This is a genomic window from Brevibacterium sp. RIT 803, assembly GCF_016892625.1.
GTDB lineage: Bacteria > Actinomycetota > Actinomycetes > Actinomycetales > Brevibacteriaceae > Brevibacterium.
On record NZ_JAFEMW010000001.1, the window covers coordinates 1,458,325 to 1,475,008 of the forward strand.

Sequence of the window (16,684 nt, forward strand, 5' to 3'; positions counted from 1 at the left end):
GCGCGGAAAGCATAGACATCCACCGCGTCTTCTGGTGAAGTTGAAACAGGAGCGAGGAAGGTGACGAGGATGTCAGCAACAGTCCGCGAACTGGTCGACGAAGCCTACGAAAGGCGCGAGTCGACATGGAGGGCCGCCCTGGAGACGGTCAACGATTGGGTCGAGGCCGCGTGCTCGGGCTCCGCGCTGTTGTCGGGTGAGAGAGTCACTGTCGGCCGCGGACGGATCAAGGACCGACTCCGAGCCGGGGAGAAGCTGCGCCGCAAACTCGCCGATGCCAATGACGAGATCCATGAGGCCGTCGAGGTCGAGAACCAGGTCATCGATGTCGTCGGGGCCCGTGCCGTGTGCCGCACCGAGCGTGAACAGACGGCGCTGTGGGATCTGCTCACCGAGAGCAACGACGAATCGAATCTCTCCGTCGCCGAGGTGCGGGACTACTCCGCCCAGCCTAAACCCTCCGGTTATCGCGGACGCCACCTCATCATCGAAGTTCCCTTCGACGCCGAACCATCGGTGCTCGTTGAGCTGCAGCTGCGCACGATCATGCAGGATGCGTGGTGCGTACTCGCCGAGGAGCATCTGTTCAAACCCGGCCAGGCGCTGAAATCGGATGCCCAGCAGGAGCGGCTCTCCGTCGTCCTCTCCGGGCTCCTGGCACAGGCCGATGTGGTTGCCGGTTATATCGCCGACGATGTCGGCGCCTATCTGGGGATGGGGAACGCCTCACCACCTCGGACCGTGACGAATGTCGATGCCGCTGCTGAAGTCCCGTCGATAGAGGTCACCATCCGCGAGCTCAACCACTCCTATGTCCTCGCCGCCGACGAGGTCGGTCGGCACGGGATCATCCGCCTGGAGAACCTGGGACTCACTCCAGAGAACCCCGAGAGATCGGCTTTCCCGAGCCCCGGCGACAAACTGCAGGTGACGATGGACGAGTCGAACACCACCCGCTACTTCATCCCGGTGGCCGTGCAGCGCTGATTGACCCCGGTGAACGGGATGCGTTCTGAGTCGTCAGACCGACTAGACTTGTCTTCCATGGGTAAGAAGTCGAAGCGTTCCAAAGAAGATGTCATTGCCAAGCGTCTGGCACGTGCAGAGGCCACGGCCTTCGTTGCGCGTCCGTTCGAGGGCCTGCCGTTCGAGGCGGACCTCATCTGCCTGCGCGAGCTGGTGCCGGCGGCGACCGCCTCGGCGAAGCTGAACGAGGAGTTCGGTGGTCAGGAGATCACGGTCACGTCTCTGCTGCCCGCCGCGTGGCAGGCCTGGCACCGCGAGGACGGCCAGATCCTGGCCGGCATGCAGGTTCCGGTGTCTTCCACCGATGCCTCTCGCGATGTCGCGCACGGCATCCTCGCCGCAATCGAGGCGCAGCCGGGAACCACGATCGAGGCGACTACCGAACCCGGTCAGGGTCCGCGTCTCCAGGATATCCTCGACACCGACCACCCGTTCGAGATCCGCGTACTCGAGACCTTCGAATACTGGAAGCTGCCAGAAGCCGAGACGGACTCCGATGTCGCAGCGGCACTCGAACAGGCCAATGACTCCATCTCCCCCACGGAGAAGCTCGCCTCGGTGAATTCCGCGTACTGGACCGAGATGTCCGGCCGCACCTACGTGCGCTGGGCTCGACCAGAGGGCGAGGATGCACTCGTCGACGCTCTCGCCCGTCTTCAGGTCGAGGGCCTCAACGACCTCGGCGGCCCAGGAACCTTCCTGGGCTATTTCCGCGCGCACGGAATCGTCGTGCCTGTCTGGGAACTCGAATTCGGCACACAGGTCGATGACATCGAAGAGCCCATCGGCGAATTCGGCAAGCGCATCGAAGACGCGATGCATACGAGTGCACCTCTCAGCACCGAGGCACGCCGTGCACGCTCGGGCATCATTGCTCGCCAGCTGACCATCCACTGAGTTCCGTCGCCAGGGCCACCGGCGAGAGTCCATACGACTCCGCCGGTGCGTGAGCCGGATAGGAGAAGAGTTTTCATGCCCGAACAGTCGAATTCCGCACACCCGGATGCCTCCTCGGCGGCTGCTCCGCGCGCGATCGCTGCCATCATCCCTGCGATGAACGAAGCCGATCGGATTGCAGCGACCGTGCGCAGCACCAAGCAGATTCCCGGTGTGGACATCATCATGGTCGTCGATGACGGTTCCTCCGATGACACCGGTGCCCTCGCCCGCAGGGCCGGCGCCGAGGTGGTCACCCACCGCAAGAACAAGGGCAAGGCTGCAGCGATGATGACCGGCGCGTTCGCAATCCGCAATCGTGAGATCTCCGATTCGGATCCCGACCAGCACCCGGACCATCGTGCCCTCCTCTTCATCGACGGCGACCTGGAGGATTCAGCAATCAATATGGCCCCCCTCGCTGCGCCGGTTCTCGCAGGTGAGGCCGATATGACGATTGCCATCCTGCCCGCGCAGAAGCGCAAGGGCGGCGGGTTCGGTTTCGTCGTCAGGCTCGCGAAGAAGGGCATCGCCGAACTCAGCGGATTCGAAGCGACCCAGCCGCTGTCGGGAACACGCTGCCTGAGCCGTGAGGCCTTCGACGCAGCGCTGCCCTTCGCCGCCGGCTGGGGTGTCGAAGCGGCCATGACGATCGACGTCGTCAATGCCGGACTACGGGTCGAAGAGGTCGAATGCGACCTCTACCACCGAGTCACCGGCAAGGACCTCAAAGCACAGATGCACCGTGCGGCCCAGTACCGCGACGTCGCGCGTGCGATCTTCGTGCGCAGGCTGCGCGCCAGGAAGCCGAGCGACACGAAGGAAGCCTCGAAATGAGCGCCGATCACTACGCCTACCTGGGCCCCGAGGCCACATTCACCGAGGCAGCACTCCTGCAGTATCTCGACTCCCACGACCTGCGCTCGAGCGCGTTGACCCAGCCCATGCGCAATGGAACCGCAGCCTTGGACGCCGTCGTCGACGGCGACTGCCTAGCTGCTGTGGTGCCGATCGAGAACTCCATCGAGGGCGGTGTTCCTGCCACCATCGACGCTCTGACCGATCATGGTCGGCTGCAGATCATCGCCGAGGTGGTCGTGCCCGTTCGCTTCGTCCTGGCGGTGAAGCCGGGGACCGATCCCAGCACGCTGACTTCGTTCGGGTCCCATCCGCACGGTGAGGCGCAGGTACGCACGTTCATGTCCGCGAACTTCCCCGATGCCGTCTACCTCCCGACCTCCTCGACAGCCGCGGCCGCACGGGATCTGGCCAACGACGCCGCCGACCATGTGGCAGCCGTTTGCCCTGCCATCGCCGCCGAACGCTACGGCCTCGAGATCCTCGCCAACGACATCGGGGAACGCCAGGACGCCGAGACCCGGTTCGTCGTCGTCACCCGTCCCGGCACTATTCCCGCTCCGACGGGGTCGGACAAAACCACGGTGGTAGCCTCACTGCGCTCCGACCGCGCCGGTGCGCTGTTGGAGATGCTCGAACAGTTCTCCAGCCGTGGTGTGAACATGTCGCGCATCGAATCTCGGCCCACTGGTGACGGGCTCGGACTCTACCAATTCTCCATTGACTTGCTGGGCCATGTGCACGAGGCCAGAGTGGCTGATGCCCTGCAGGGAGTCCACCGAGTGACCCGCAGTCTGAGCTTCCTCGGCAGCTATCCCAGTGCTTCGAAGACCACGGTGCCCCTCGACCCGACGACCACGGATGACTCGTTCGCGGCCGCCTCCGCCTGGCTGGATTCGACGCTGAACGCCTGAAACGCCCCTTGCTTCGCGGCAACTGGTCCCCGCCCTTGCAGGCTCGGGGACAGTAATCTGAGTATGCACGGGTCGCACGACCCACACATCGACAAAGGAGTCGCCCATGGGAACCACCTCTCCGAACGCCGCCCTTGACGAGGCTGACAGCTCTGACTCGGCCGAAGCTTATGACGCCATCGTCGTCGGGGCTGGCCTCGCGGGACTTGTTGCCGCCCATGAGCTCAGTCTCGCCGGGAAGAGGGTGCTCATCCTCGACCAGGAGAATCGGGCCAACCTCGGCGGTCAGGCCTTCTGGTCCCTCGGCGGCCTCTTCCTCGTCGACTCCCCCGAACAGCGCCGACTCGGCGTCCATGATTCCCTCGACCTGGCACGCCAAGATTGGGCCACCTCGGCGGGCTTCGATCGGGACGAGGACAACTGGCCCCGGCAGTGGGCCGAGGCATACCTGCAGTTCGCCGCCGGAGACAAACGTCGCTACCTGCATGATCTGGGGCTGCGCCTGACACCGATCGTCGGGTGGGCGGAAAGAGGCGGGTCCGGTGCCTCCGAACATGGGAATTCCGTGCCGAGGTTCCACCTCACCTGGGGCACCGGCCCCGAGGTGGTCCGAGTCTTCCGCGAACCAGTGGAGCGGGCCGAATCCGCGGGCCTCGTGACGATGGGCTTCCGACATCGTGTCGATGAGCTGATCGTCGAGGACGGCGGCAACGGTGAGGACGGCGGCCATGGCGACGGAAGCAGCGTCGTCGGGGTTCGCGGGCGAACACTTGCCCCCAGCCACACCGGCAGAGGGGTCGCCTCAAACCGCGAGGAGCTCGGAGCCTTCGAACTCCGTGCTCCCGCAGTCATCGTCACCAGCGGCGGCATCGGACACAATTTCGAACTCATGCGCAAGTTCTGGCCGGTCGAGCGCCTCGGGCAGTTCCCGCAGAGGATGCTCGCCGGAGTGCCCGCTCATGTCGACGGTCGCATGCTCTCCATTGCCGAGGAGGCGGGCGCGAGCCTGATCAATCGGGACCGGATCTGGGCCTATACGGAGGGCATAGTGAACTGGAACCCGATCTGGCCGAACCACGGGATCCGCATCATCCCAGGACCCTCCTCGCTGTGGTTCGACGCCGAGGGCAATCGCTTCCCCGCACCGAACTACCCCGGGTTCGACACCAACCGGACCATGAAGACCATTCTCTCGACCGGCCACGACTACTCGTGGTTCGTGCTCAATGAGTCGATCATCCGCAAGGAGTTCGCGCTCTCAGGCTCGGAGCAGAATCCCGACATCACGAAGAAGGACTGGCGTCTGACTCTCGACCGCGCCCGGTCCTCCGATGCGCCCGGCCCGGTCGAAGCATTCAAGCGCTTCGGCCCCGACTTCGTCGTCGCCGACACCACCGAAGAGCTGGTCGCCGGGATGAATGAACGCTCACGGGGTCCCGTCATCGATCATGACCACCTCGTCGAACAGATCCTCGAGCGTGATCGCCAGATGGATCACACGTTCTCCAAGGATGCACAGGTCCAGGCCATCCACAATGCCAGGAACTACCTCGGCGACAAGATCGTGCGGGTGCAGAAACCGCACAAGATCCTCGACCCAGCCCACGGTCCGCTCATCGCGGTGCGTCTGAGTCTGCTCTCACGCAAGACGCTGGGCGGATTGGAGACGAACCTCGACGCGCAGGTGATCGGGGGAAGCGGCACACCGATTCCCGGACTCTACGCCGCCGGTGAGGTCACAGGCTTCGGCGGCGGAGGTATGCACGGCTACAACGCCCTGGAGGGAACCTTCCTGGGCGGGTGCATCTTCTCCGGAATGCGCGCCGGGCGAGCCGTCGCCGGAAGCTTCGAGGCCGGAAGGGGCGTGGAGAAGAACTCAGGTCCCGGCCGGGCTGCGACCAAGCATGGAGCGACTGATATGGACGGAGCGGAGCGCTGACAATGACGAATACGGATCTCACGGTGCTCGTCACCGGCGGCACCTCCGGCATCGGCGCCGCGCTGGTCAGAGTACTGGCAGACAGAGGCTGCACGGTCCTGACCACGAGCCGAGACCCTGAGCGGATCGAGAAGTCCGAGCGGGTCCCCGGCGTGCGCTATCTGCCATTGGACCTCGCCGATCCGAACAGCGTCGAGGCTCTCCGAAACGAGGTCGCCGACATCGACGTTCTCGTCAACAACGCCGGCGAGAGCCAGTCCGGTCCGTTCGAAGAGCTTCCGCCCGAGGCCGTCGACCGACTGTTCCGCACGAATGTCTTCGGGCCTGTGCGGCTGAGCCAACTCGCCCTGCCCGGCATGCGAAAACGGCGTCATGGCAGGATCATCATGGTCGGTTCCATGCTCGCCAGCTTCCCCCTGGCACATCGCAGCTCCTACGTGGCGGCCAAGGCGGCCCTGCGCGGATTCGCCACAGCCGCGCGCCAAGAACTCTCACCATTCGGGGTGTGGATCAGCGTCGTCGAGCCCGGTTCCATCGCCACCGGCATCGGCAACCGGCGCACGAAGTACCTCACCCCCGGCTCCGTCTACACCGACGATGTGACCACGATGCTGGAACACCTTGATGACAACGAGCGGCAGGGAATCTCGCCCGAGACCGTCGCCGCAACCATCGTCACGGCAATCGACGCAGCGAGGCCCCGCGAGTTCTATGCTGTGGGCAGCAAGTCGCCGCTGCCGTTCCTGCTCAAACGAGCACTTCCGCGAAGCGTGGTGTCGCGCATCATCGCCGGCCAGCACGGACTCAAGCGGTGAGTTCCCCACGATCACGCGGCCCTGGCTCTCAGCGCTGAGGTAACGCTGGGTCTGCTGGGTCTGCTGGGTCTGCTGGGTCTGCTGGGTCTGCTGGGTCTGCTGGGTCTGCTGGGTCTGCTGGGTCTGCTGGTGCAGCTTACCGGGAGCACCAGCGAACCGGGGCTGCTACTGGAAACGTGAGGGCAGAAGGAACTGCGTCGTGGAAATCCCGAGCACTCGCTGCTGACGAGTGAGATTGTAGGTGCGATCGTGCTGGAGATACTCGACGAGGAACAGCTCCGTTCGGTTGCCCCGCTTGAAGAACGTCTTGATCTTCAGCCCCAATTTCGCGGTGAAGAGCGCTCTGTCCTTCGCGATCCCCTCGATGACGACAGGCTCATACTCCATACGGGCGAAATGGGTGGAGACTGCGTCTTTGAGCTTGTACGGGGTCGGATCACCGATATTGAAAGGGCCGGACGCGGACGGCACGTCGACGCAGGCGATCGCCGCTCGCACCAGGTTGTCAATATGGGTCAGGGTGATCTTCTGCCGACCGCCGCCGGGAAGTCGCAGGACTCCCTTCTTCGCCACTCGGCTCAGATACGGCATGAGCATCGACTCACCAGGGCCGTAGATAGCAGCCGGTCTGAGGATCGCCGCATCGGGTCGGATCCGCATCACGAGCTGCTCAGCCAGAGCATGCGTCCTCGAGTAAGCGTCGTGGAAGTCGTTCGGGTCCTTGGGGCCGGCCTCTTCCCACAGGTCCGCATGATGCACGTTCGAGGAATAGACCGTCGTCGAGGAGATGTGTACGATCCGAGCCTTGGGGAATGCGTCGAGCACGTTCCGGGTTCCGGTGACCTTCACAGCGTAGAGCTCATCGTCATCGGCATTGACCTTCGAGATGCCCGCACAGTGGAAGACCGCTGTGGTCTTCTTCGCCAGAGACTCCACCGCACCGTCCGCGGGTTCCGTGATATCCCACGCTTGGAAATTCACACCTGGGATCTCAGGATCACGCCGCCCCAGGGCATAGACCGTCTCGTCCCTGGTCGCCAGGGCACGGGCGATGGCGCCACCGATGAAGCCACTGGCTCCGGTCACGATTACCGCCACGTCTGATCCTCCATCCTCGTCTGAAGCGTCTCATCCGGTTCATCCGAACAAGTTCACAGTCATAGGAAATCACACTGTCAGTCCCGATGCTGCCACTGAGGTTCTCTCTTGTGCAGAAATGCGTCGATTCCCTCTTGCGCATCGGCTGCGACGGCGTTGTGCGCCATCACCTCCGACATGTGCGCATAAGCGTCTGCCAGAGGCAGATCACGCTGTTCGTAGAACGCTGCTTTGCCTACTGCCACTGTAGCCGACGAGGCTGACGCGACTGTCCGCGCCAGATCGGCAGTCGCTGTCTCCAGTTCGTCATCGGCAACCACGTCGGAGACCAGTCCGAATGTCAGTGCATCGTCCGCACTGAGAAAGTCCCCGGTCAGCAGCATCCGCATCGCCGTCTTCGCCGGCACTGCCCGAGTCAGCGCCACCATGGGAGTCGAGCAGAACAGGCCGATCTTCACCCCCGGCGTGGCGAATCGCGCCGACTGCGCAGCCACCGCCAGGTCGCAGCTGGCGACAAGCTGGCACCCTGCAGCCGTCGCCACGCCTTGGACCTGCACGATGACCGGCTGTGGGATCGACTGAATCAGCTGCATGAGTTCGGAACAGACGGCGAAGGTCTCCTGCTGCGACTCCAGCTTCGCCCCGCTGATCTCCTTGAGATCATGGCCGGAGCTGAAAACGTGTCCTGCGGTGGACAGGATCACTGCACGGACGTCTCTGCGCTGCCCCACCTCGGCGAGGGTGCCGATGAGGTCATTCATCACGGAGCGCGACAGCGCGTTCCGAGTCTCCGGTTCGTTGATCGAAATCGTCGCGACTGCGTCGTTCGCCAGAGAGAATACAATTGAGTCAGACATAACAGCATTCTGCCAAAATATCGTTGGTCCGGCGCGGAAACCTCACGTGGATTTCCTTCGAGGTCCTCAGTTGGCGCCCCTCGTGCAGACGGTGCACTCTGACATCGATGCGTGAGATCCGGTGCGCAGATATGCCAACCATACCGAGGGAGACGACCATGACAACCCTGCTGATGATCATCGGATTCGGTGCCGCAACCAGCGTGGTCGTCGGACTGGGCCAGAAGCTGCGCCTCCCCTGGCCTGCACTGATGGTGGTCATCGGCATCGCCGGTGCATTCATACCTACGTTCGCCGAGATCACCATCGAGCCCGAGCTCATCCTGCCCCTGTTCCTGCCCCCGCTTCTGTTCGCGGCGGCACAGAAGACGTCATGGGCTCTCTTCGCCATCCGCTGGCGCACGATCCTGGGCATGGCGGTCGCGCTGGTCGGCGTGACGGTGGCGGCCGTGGCCGGGACCGCGGTGCTCCTCATTCCCGGGATCACCATCGCCGCTGCGGTGGCGTTGGGAGCCATGCTCGCCCCACCCGACCCCGTCGCCGTCGATGCGGTCGCGGGAACCGTGTCGATACCTCGGCGGATCATGTCGACCTTGCAGAGCGAGGGGCTGTTCAACGATGCCGCATCGCTCGTGATCTTCCAGACCGCGATGGCGGCGGCCATGACCGGCACCGAGGTGGACTTCGGGCAGCTGGCCCTGTCCTTCCTCATCTCTGCGATCATCGCCATCACGGTCGGCCTGATCGTCGTGTTCATCGTGTGGTGGGTGATGGAGAAGATCGACCATACGATCGCCCGCTCCTCGCTCATGCTCATGCTGCCCTTCGGCGTCTACCTCATCGCCGAGCACCTCCATGCCAGCGGCGTCATCGCCGTCGTCGTGGCCGCTCTCGAGGTGCGCCGACGCGACGTCGAGGCCAATTCAGCCGAACGCGTCACCCAGGCCTCGACGTGGCAGGTCCTCGAGATGCTCATCACCGGCATCGCATTCGGCCTCATCGGCCTCGACCTGCGCATGGTCGTCGAATCCGAGCATGCCGACCTGGGTCGAGCGGTGCTTGTGGGACTGGGCATCGCCCTCATCGTCATCGCCGTGCGGTTCGGCTGGCTCCTCATCGGAACCGTGCTGGAGAACAAGCGTCGGGAGGAGGACCCGGATGCCGCACCGCTGAATATCAGGGATGCCACCCTCATGACCTGGGGCGGTATGCGCGGCTTGGCGACGATCGCCTTGGCGCTGTCGATTCCGGCGACCACTGCGACCGGCGAGCCGTTCCCCGGCCGCTCCTACATCCTCGTCGCGGCTGCCGTGATCCTGCTCGTCACCTTGGTGTTGGCCGGGCTCACCTTCCCGACCATCGTCAACGTCCTCGGCATCGACGACGAGGCGGAGAAGGAGCGGGCGGACACGGCGGAGATCGCACGCCGCGCGTACAAGGCCGCACTCCTCCAGATCAAGAACGACGACAGCCTGCCCGACGAGGTGGCCGAGCCTCTGCGTGCACGCTTCAAGGTCCTCTACTCGCAGCTGCTGGGGACCTCTGACGACCAGGTCAGCTCGGAGCAGGCGACGACGCTGAAGCAGAACCGCGAGGCGATGGCGAAGGTGCAGACCAAGGCGCTGCAGTCCGCCCGCACGGAGGTGCTCAAGGCCCGACGCGAGCGGGGCACCGATCCGGAGATCGCCGACAGAGTGCTGCGCCGGTTCGACCTCCAGTCGGTGCTGCTGAGGTGAGGCACAACCACTCGCTTCTTCAAAGTTGAGTGGAATAGACTCAACTTTGTCGGTGTTGAACTCTTCCAGAGCAAAAGCTGTTCACAGGACAGTTGCAAAGAACATTTGTGAAGGAGATGCGCATGGACGCACAGCTGACAACCAAATCACGCGAGACGGTGCAATCCGCCATCAACGACGTCGTGGCTCGACGGAACAATCAGGTCGAGCCCGCCCACCTGGTCGCTGCCCTGCTGGAACAGTCGGACTCGCTGGCCTCGAACCTGGTGACGAAGGTCGGTGCCGACCCGCGAACCGTACTGGCCGCGGTCCGCTCGGCCATCGACGACTTCCCTACCGTCAGCGGTCAGACCGTGTCCCAACCGGGGCTGTCACGGGCCGGACTCGAGATGATGAATCTGGCACAGGAGGAGATGACCAGCCTCGGCGACCAGTTCGTGTCGACAGAGCACCTGCTGCTCGCGGCCGCCGCAGGCAAGGACGGGGCAGGTGACGCCCTGCGCCGCAATGGTGCCGGTCGCGATGCCCTGCTGGCCGCTCTGCCCGAGCTGCGCGGAGGCAAGAAGGTCACCTCGGAGAATCCGGAGGATACGATGCAGTCGCTGGAGAAGTACGGCGTCGACCTCACGGCCACCGCACGCGAGGCCAAACTCGACCCGGTCATCGGACGCGACAAGGAGATCCGCAGGGTCATCCAGGTCCTCTCCCGCAGGACGAAGAACAACCCTGTCCTCATCGGCGAGCCCGGCGTCGGCAAGACCGCCGTCGTCGAAGGACTGGCCCAGCGGATCGTGGCCGGAGACGTACCCGAGTCTCTGCGCAACAAGACGCTGATCAGCCTCGACCTGTCCGCAATGGTCGCCGGCGCGAAGTACCGCGGCGAATTCGAGGAGCGATTCAAGGCCGTCCTCGAGGAGATCAAGAACGCCGACGGCCAGATCATCACGTTCATCGATGAGCTCCACACCGTCGTCGGTGCCGGCGCCACCGGAGACTCCGCCATGGACGCTGGCAATATGCTCAAGCCGATGCTCGCGCGCGGTGAGCTGCGCCTCGTCGGCGCGACCACGCTCGACGAGTACCGCGAGAACATCGAAAAGGATCCGGCTCTGGAACGCAGGTTCCAGCAGGTCTACGTCGGAGAACCCAGTGTCGAGGACACGGTCGCGATCCTGCGTGGACTCAAGGAACGCTACGAAGCCCACCACAAGGTGTCGATCAACGACGGCGCACTCGTCGCTGCGGCAACGATGTCCAATCGCTACATCACCGGACGCCAGCTGCCGGACAAAGCCATCGACCTCGTCGACGAAGCCGCATCCCGGCTGCGCATGGAGATCGATTCGGCTCCGGTCGAGATCGATGAGCTCCGCCGCACCGTCGACCGCCTGAAGATGGAGGACATGGCCCTGTCCAAGGAAACGGACACGGCCTCGAAGGAGCGCCTCGGCGCCCTGCGTGCCGACCTGGCCGATCGGGAGGAGGAGCTGCACGGACTCGAGGCCACCTGGGAATCCCAGCGTGCCGGCCTCAACCGCGTCGGTGAGCTCAAGACGAAGCTCGACGAGCTGCGCTCTCAGGCGGACCGGGCACAGCGCGATACCGACCTGGAGACGGCCTCGCGCCTGCTCTACGGGGAGATCCCCGCGGTCCAGAAGGAGATCGACCTCGCCGAGGCGGAGGAGGCGAATGCCGAATCCGAGACCGACCCGATGGTCAGCGACCGCGTCTCAAGCAACGACATCGCCGAGGTCGTCGCGTCCTGGACGGGTATCCCTGCCGGTCGTCTGCTCCAAGGTGAGATCGAGAAGCTGCTGGGCGCCGAGGATGTGCTCGGCAAGCGTCTCATCGGCCAGAAGAGTGCCGTGAGCACGGTCTCCGATGCGATCCGTCGCTCACGTGCCGGCATCGCCGACCCTGACCGCCCGACGGGCTCGTTCCTGTTCCTCGGCCCCACAGGCGTCGGCAAGACTGAGCTTGCGAAGTCCCTCGCGGACTTCCTCTTCGACGATGAGAAGGCCCTGATCAGGATCGATATGAGTGAGTACGGGGAAAAGCACACCGTGTCCCGTCTCGTCGGTGCGCCTCCGGGCTACGTCGGGTATGACGAGGGCGGTCAGCTCACCGAGGCTGTGCGTCGTCGCCCCTACTCAGTCGTCCTTCTCGACGAGGTGGAGAAGGCACACCCGAGCGTCTTCGATATTCTGCTCCAGGTCCTCGACGACGGTCGCCTCACCGATGGTCAGGGACGCACGGTCGACTTCCGGAACACGATCCTCATCCTGACCTCGAACCTGGGCTCGCAGTTCCTCGTCGACAAATCGCTGAGCGCCCAGGAGCAGAAGGATGCGGTGCTGGGCGTCGTGCATTCGACGTTCAAACCCGAGTTCCTCAATCGCCTCGACGACATCGTGCTCTTCGACGCACTGAGCACAGAGGAACTGTCCTCGATCGTCGACCTGCAGATCCAGCGGCTGGCGTCTCGCCTGACCGAGCGGCGGATCACGCTCGAGGTCACCGATGCCGCCGAGGACTGGCTCGCCCTCGAAGGCTACGACCCCGCCTTCGGCGCCCGCCCCCTGCGCAGGCTGGTCCAACGCGAGATCGGAGACAAGTTGGCCCGCGGGCTTCTGTCCGGCGACGTGGCCGACGGCGACGACATCGTCATCGGCCTGCCCGAGGACCCGGAAACCACCGGCCTGGAGCTGCGCCCGAAGCGGTGATGCTCCGCGGGGCGTGAGGCGCGGGGCGGTGAGGCGCTTGCCGAAGCAGAGCGTACAGGCGCCCAGTGACAGTCGAAGTCAGACTGAGTGGGTTGCAACCCACTCAGTCTGACTTCGACTGTTGATTCACCAGCGTTTCCGCAGACCGCGAGTCAGATCCAACGCGCACGCGCTCAGCGCGAGGACTTCACCTTCGCGCGCATGCCGTCGGTCGTCGACGCCCACCAGCGTCCCACCAGCTTGTGGAGCTTTTCGAAACTGCGATCGCGGATGAAGATGGCGTCGACGGCGATCATCGTCAGCGAGAACCAGGGCAGTCCCATCAACAGAGCGATTCCCAGGTGGAAGGAGAGGATGCCCACCAGTCCTACGATTCGCGTGTACCGATTGAACAGCATGAACGGGAACGCGCACTGGAACAGGACCGAGGCCCACGAGACGGCGACGACCATCGGCCCCCAGGCCGTGAGCAGGTCTGAGAGCACCGGCCAGGTTCCGAACTGCTGGGTGTGCAGCGGGTTGTACACCGCGAATCCGTGCTGCCAAGCGGCCCCGCCTGCCTTGTAGAGTCCACCCGACATGTAGATCGCGCAGACTTGGAAGGCCAGCACGACGATCGCAAGGTTGTTGGCCATGATGAGGGCCCAGCGGTAGCTGCCGCCGTCGGTCTCGGGGAACTCCGGGTTCTGCTGTCTCTTGCGTCTGGCGTCCAGCGACCACCGCCGTGTGGTGTCGGCGAAGAGCATCGCGATCATGAACATGCGATAGGCGTTGTCGCCCTGATCGCCGGCACCGTCGTTGAGCTCGATGAAGCTCACCCACAGAACCAGGTAGAACGGCAGAATGATGCGGGTCCGCCATCCGAGGATGATGACGACGGCGAGGATCGCCAGGCCGATGATCATGGCGGTGAACAGCGGCGGGTTGGTCACCGCGTTGTGGAAGAGGGAGAACAGCCAGATGTTCGGGAAGTCGCTCTTGGGTTCTGCGATCTCCCCGTTCCAGGCGCTGCCCACGCCGAAGGCATAATGCCTGGCATTGAAGTTCGTCAGCAGCAGGCCGAGTCCGGTCACGCCGATGAGGATACGAGTCACGGCGAGGCCGTATGTCGCGTGATAGCGACCGGTCAGCATCTCCTCCAGCCAGTTCCAGCCCCGAGAGATACCCCCAAGGACGCGGGAAGAGAGCGGAATATGCTCGTTCGAATCCGCTGCCGCCGGCGCTGACGTCTCCGTCGGCGCTGCAGTCTCCGTCGGCGCTGCAGTCTCCGTCGGCGCTGCAGTCTCCGTCGGCGCTGCCTTCCCGGACTTCGATTCGTGCACGCCGATGTCGTCACCTCTGACTTCTTCACCCATGACGCGGGTGTCCTTGTCACTGCTCATCTGCGCACCTCACTTCGTCGGAGGCACAGAAGTACTTCGCGAACTCCTCATCGGACTGGTGCGGTTCGGTCACCAGTGCTCGCCAGCCGACCGGAACCGGCTGGACGTTCGGCCGTTCGGCACCGTCGTCGTTGCGCTGTGCGAACGGCACAACATTCTGTCTCGACGCCTGATACTGGACGCGCTGAACGTCCTCACCCCAGATCGCTTTGGCCACCTGAGTCGCATAGGCCGTGGCCAGGTGCTCGCTTTCCAGATATCCGTCCACGGCGCCGTCGGGATCGTCGTACTCTTCCAACTTCGTCGTCAACCGGTCAACGGAATCAGCACCTTTGAAGTAGTCGAGCTTGACGATCGCCTTCTGATCATTGGGCAGGTCCTCCCACGACCCCTTGATGTCGGAGGCGACCCCGATGCCCAGTCCGGCCGAGCGTGGCGGGAAGAGCTTGTAGGTCGAATGGTCGAGTTCGACATCGGTGGCGCGCACCCAATCGGTGACCTCTTCTCCGCCGTCGGGAGTCTTCACGACCGCGCGAACGTCGAAGTAGTAATCGCCATTGATCGGCTCGGGAGCGAAGACGCTCCACGACTGGCCCCACAACGGAATCATGTATTCGGAGAGGAGGTTCCCCGGGAAGACTTCTCGCGCCGTCGACGACGGAGCGATCCAAAGGAAGCTTGCGAGCAGGTGAAACGCTGTCAGCAGCATGGCCACGACCATCAGCACGCGTTTGACGACCGGCCGCTTGGCGGCCTTCGTCTCAGTCTTGTCTGTGTCCATCTCAGTCCTGGAATCTGGAGCGCCACTTTGCGAAATCCGCCTTGACCAGAACTGGACTGCTCAGGATCTCCCCAGTGGCTAGGGTGCATTCATACAGACTCTAGGGTACGTCAGCGAATCCGGAAGTTCAGCCCGAGCATCCCCTGTGTTTTACGAACCCGACTTGCGAGAACAGCTGTGGGAACGCATGACTGACATCAGGTCGGAGCCGACACACGGGCAGCACTGGGCATGACTCCGGGTATGACCCGGGCCATGACGGTGAAATGACTGCTCTCAGCGCTGGCTGCGCAGCCAGTCCTTGACCGCCTCCGTGCTTTCCCCCAGCTGCGGCGGCGCGAGATCGTAGCTGGGCGGGGTCTGGGACAGACGGATCGGATTGGCCACCGTCGGGATCACACGTTCCCCGCCCCCCGCCTCGGCGACGGGCTCGAGACCCAACGAGGTCGCCAGGTCGACACCCTGGGCGATCGTGTTGATCGGAGCGCACGGCAGACCGGCGGCCGACAGGATGTCGAACCATTCCTGATTCGTCTTCTCACTCAGCGCAGCGATGAGTTCGGGCTCGAGTTCGGCCCGGTTCTCATTGCGGTCAGAGAAGTTCGCGAAGCGTTCATCCTCGGCCCACTCGGGATGGCCCAGCACCGCGGCCAGGGACCGGAACTGGTTGTCGTTGCCTACGGCGATGATGATCTGCCCCTCGGCGGTGGGCATCGGCTGGTAGGGGTACAGACTCGGGTGAGCGTTGCCCATGGCCTGCGGGACGACACCGCCGGCCACGTACGCCGAGGTCTGGTTCGCCAAGCCCGACAGTGCCGAGGACAGGAGGTTCGTCTCCACCAGCTGCCCATCCCCGGTGTCCTTGCGGTGGGCGAGCGCGGCGAGGATGCCGACGGTCGTGTGCAAGCCGGTGAACACGTCGACGACGGCGACCCCTGCCTTGACCGGGCCCGACTCCTGCGAACCGGTCACGCTCATGAAACCGGACAGTCCCTGGATGAGCAGATCGTAACCGGGCTGCGGGTTGTCCCTGCCGAATCCAGTCACCGAGGCGTAGATGATGCCAGGATTCTCGGCCTTGACGGTGTCGTAGTCGAGCCCGTACTTCGCCAGCCCGCCGGCTTTGAAGTTCTCCACCAGAATGTCGGCCCGTCTGGCCAGCTCCTGCGCCAGGCCCAGCTCCTCATCGTCCTTGAAGTCAAGGACCACGGATTGCTTGTTCCGATTCGCCGTGAGGAAATACGTCGCATCATCGCCTCGCCGAGGGGGCGCCCAGTGCCGTGTATCGTCACCGGTCCTGCCCTCGACCTTGATCACGGTGGCACCGAGGTCGGCAAGCATCATCGTCGCGTAGGGTCCCGCCAGCACGCGCGAGAAGTCGGCGACGACCACTCCCGCCAACGGGCCGGTCCCGGACCGACCGAACAATTCCTGCAGATCCTGCTGTTCCACGTGCTGCCTCCCATGGCGCGTTCGAACCCTGATATCCAGGCGTCCTGTCTTCCACGCCAGACTATACGGACTCCTCCCGCCGCAGACGGGTCCCGGGAGGTACGGAATCCGTTGACCCCCAAGAGCCGAACCTCGCTACACTCGGGACAAGCCAACTGCTGCCAGCA

General features: G+C 64.1%; 13 protein-coding genes. 8 read left to right on the plus strand and 5 right to left on the minus strand.

Annotation, left to right across the window (positions count from 1 at the left end):
- The first annotated feature begins 69 nt into the window (after positions 1–69).
- From JTF07_RS06550 to JTF07_RS06575, 6 genes are all read left to right on the plus strand, one after another.
- On the plus strand, positions 70–987 hold the full coding sequence (locus JTF07_RS06550) for a GTP pyrophosphokinase (RefSeq protein ID WP_204233420.1): 918 nt from the start codon (positions 70–72) through the stop codon (positions 985–987).
- A 57-nt stretch (positions 988–1,044) separates the two neighbouring features.
- On the plus strand, positions 1,045–1,923 hold the full coding sequence (locus JTF07_RS06555; protein WP_204233421.1) for a DUF5926 family protein: 879 nt from the start codon (positions 1,045–1,047) through the stop codon (positions 1,921–1,923).
- Positions 1,924–1,998: 75 nt separating this feature from the next.
- Positions 1,999–2,799: a glycosyltransferase family 2 protein gene (locus tag JTF07_RS06560; protein WP_204233422.1), complete on the plus strand. Its 801-nt coding sequence runs from the start codon at positions 1,999–2,001 to the stop codon at positions 2,797–2,799.
- On the plus strand, positions 2,796–3,734 hold the full coding sequence (gene pheA, locus JTF07_RS06565; protein ID WP_204233423.1) for a prephenate dehydratase: 939 nt from the start codon (positions 2,796–2,798) through the stop codon (positions 3,732–3,734). The genes JTF07_RS06560 and pheA overlap by 4 nt, the downstream gene beginning before the upstream one ends.
- Before the next feature lie 106 nt (positions 3,735–3,840).
- Complete coding sequence (locus JTF07_RS06570; protein WP_252199350.1) at positions 3,841–5,673, plus strand: FAD-binding dehydrogenase; 1,833 nt, start codon at positions 3,841–3,843, stop codon at positions 5,671–5,673.
- A 2-nt stretch (positions 5,674–5,675) separates the two neighbouring features.
- The gene (locus JTF07_RS06575) at positions 5,676–6,488 is read left to right on the plus strand and encodes an SDR family oxidoreductase (protein WP_252199352.1); all 813 of its coding nucleotides are present in this window, start codon (positions 5,676–5,678) and stop codon (positions 6,486–6,488) included.
- 165 nt (positions 6,489–6,653) lie between these two features.
- On the opposite strand, the gene JTF07_RS06580 is transcribed toward JTF07_RS06575, so the two are convergent.
- Positions 6,654–7,586, minus strand: coding sequence for an NAD-dependent epimerase/dehydratase family protein (locus tag JTF07_RS06580; protein ID WP_204233424.1), 933 nt, complete (start codon positions 7,584–7,586; stop codon positions 6,654–6,656).
- 77 nt (positions 7,587–7,663) lie between these two features.
- Complete coding sequence (locus JTF07_RS06585; RefSeq protein WP_204233425.1) at positions 7,664–8,443, minus strand: enoyl-CoA hydratase; 780 nt, start codon at positions 8,441–8,443, stop codon at positions 7,664–7,666.
- A gap of 158 nt (positions 8,444–8,601) precedes the next feature.
- Here JTF07_RS06585 and JTF07_RS06590 point away from each other — a divergent pair, with 158 nt between their 5' ends.
- On the plus strand, positions 8,602–10,179 hold the full coding sequence (locus tag JTF07_RS06590; RefSeq protein ID WP_204233426.1) for a Na+/H+ antiporter: 1,578 nt from the start codon (positions 8,602–8,604) through the stop codon (positions 10,177–10,179).
- 122 nt (positions 10,180–10,301) lie between these two features.
- Positions 10,302–12,902 carry an ATP-dependent chaperone ClpB gene (gene clpB / locus JTF07_RS06595; RefSeq protein WP_204233427.1) on the plus strand — a complete coding sequence of 867 codons (2,601 nt, stop codon included), beginning with the start codon at positions 10,302–10,304 and terminating at the stop codon, positions 12,900–12,902.
- A 173-nt stretch (positions 12,903–13,075) separates the two neighbouring features.
- Here clpB and JTF07_RS06600 read toward each other — a convergent pair whose 3' ends face one another.
- The 3 genes from JTF07_RS06600 to JTF07_RS06610 all read right to left on the minus strand — a co-directional run bounded on the left by JTF07_RS06600 (position 13,076) and on the right by JTF07_RS06610 (position 16,517).
- The gene (locus JTF07_RS06600) at positions 13,076–14,284 is read right to left on the minus strand and encodes an HTTM domain-containing protein (RefSeq protein ID WP_252199355.1); all 1,209 of its coding nucleotides are present in this window, start codon (positions 14,282–14,284) and stop codon (positions 13,076–13,078) included.
- On the minus strand, positions 14,274–15,065 hold the full coding sequence (locus JTF07_RS06605) for a DUF5819 family protein (RefSeq protein WP_198395805.1): 792 nt from the start codon (positions 15,063–15,065) through the stop codon (positions 14,274–14,276). The genes JTF07_RS06600 and JTF07_RS06605 overlap by 11 nt, the downstream gene beginning before the upstream one ends.
- A gap of 276 nt (positions 15,066–15,341) precedes the next feature.
- Positions 15,342–16,517 (minus strand): CaiB/BaiF CoA transferase family protein, encoded by a 1,176-nt coding sequence (locus JTF07_RS06610; RefSeq protein ID WP_204233428.1) that lies wholly within the window; start codon positions 16,515–16,517, stop codon positions 15,342–15,344.
- Between the last annotated feature and the right edge of the window lie 167 nt (positions 16,518–16,684).

What these genes read in the sequence shown, in the direction of transcription:
- JTF07_RS06550 (WP_204233420.1), top strand. Translation starts at nt 70, where the DNA reads ATGTCAGCAACAGTCCGCGAACTGGTCGACGAAGCCTACGAAAGGCGC.
- JTF07_RS06555 (WP_204233421.1), top strand. Translation starts at nt 1,045, where the DNA reads ATGGGTAAGAAGTCGAAGCGTTCCAAAGAAGATGTCATTGCCAAGCGT.
- JTF07_RS06560 (WP_204233422.1), top strand. Translation starts at nt 1,999, where the DNA reads ATGCCCGAACAGTCGAATTCCGCACACCCGGATGCCTCCTCGGCGGCT.
- pheA (WP_204233423.1), top strand. Translation starts at nt 2,796, where the DNA reads ATGAGCGCCGATCACTACGCCTACCTGGGCCCCGAGGCCACATTCACC.
- JTF07_RS06570 (WP_252199350.1), top strand. Translation starts at nt 3,841, where the DNA reads ATGGGAACCACCTCTCCGAACGCCGCCCTTGACGAGGCTGACAGCTCT.
- JTF07_RS06575 (WP_252199352.1), top strand. Translation starts at nt 5,676, where the DNA reads ATGACGAATACGGATCTCACGGTGCTCGTCACCGGCGGCACCTCCGGC.
- JTF07_RS06585 (WP_204233425.1), bottom strand. Translation starts at nt 8,443, where the DNA reads ATGTCTGACTCAATTGTATTCTCTCTGGCGAACGACGCAGTCGCGACG.
- JTF07_RS06590 (WP_204233426.1), top strand. Translation starts at nt 8,602, where the DNA reads ATGACAACCCTGCTGATGATCATCGGATTCGGTGCCGCAACCAGCGTG.
- clpB (WP_204233427.1), top strand. Translation starts at nt 10,302, where the DNA reads ATGGACGCACAGCTGACAACCAAATCACGCGAGACGGTGCAATCCGCC.
- JTF07_RS06600 (WP_252199355.1), bottom strand. Translation starts at nt 14,284, where the DNA reads ATGAGCAGTGACAAGGACACCCGCGTCATGGGTGAAGAAGTCAGAGGT.
- JTF07_RS06605 (WP_198395805.1), bottom strand. Translation starts at nt 15,065, where the DNA reads ATGGACACAGACAAGACTGAGACGAAGGCCGCCAAGCGGCCGGTCGTC.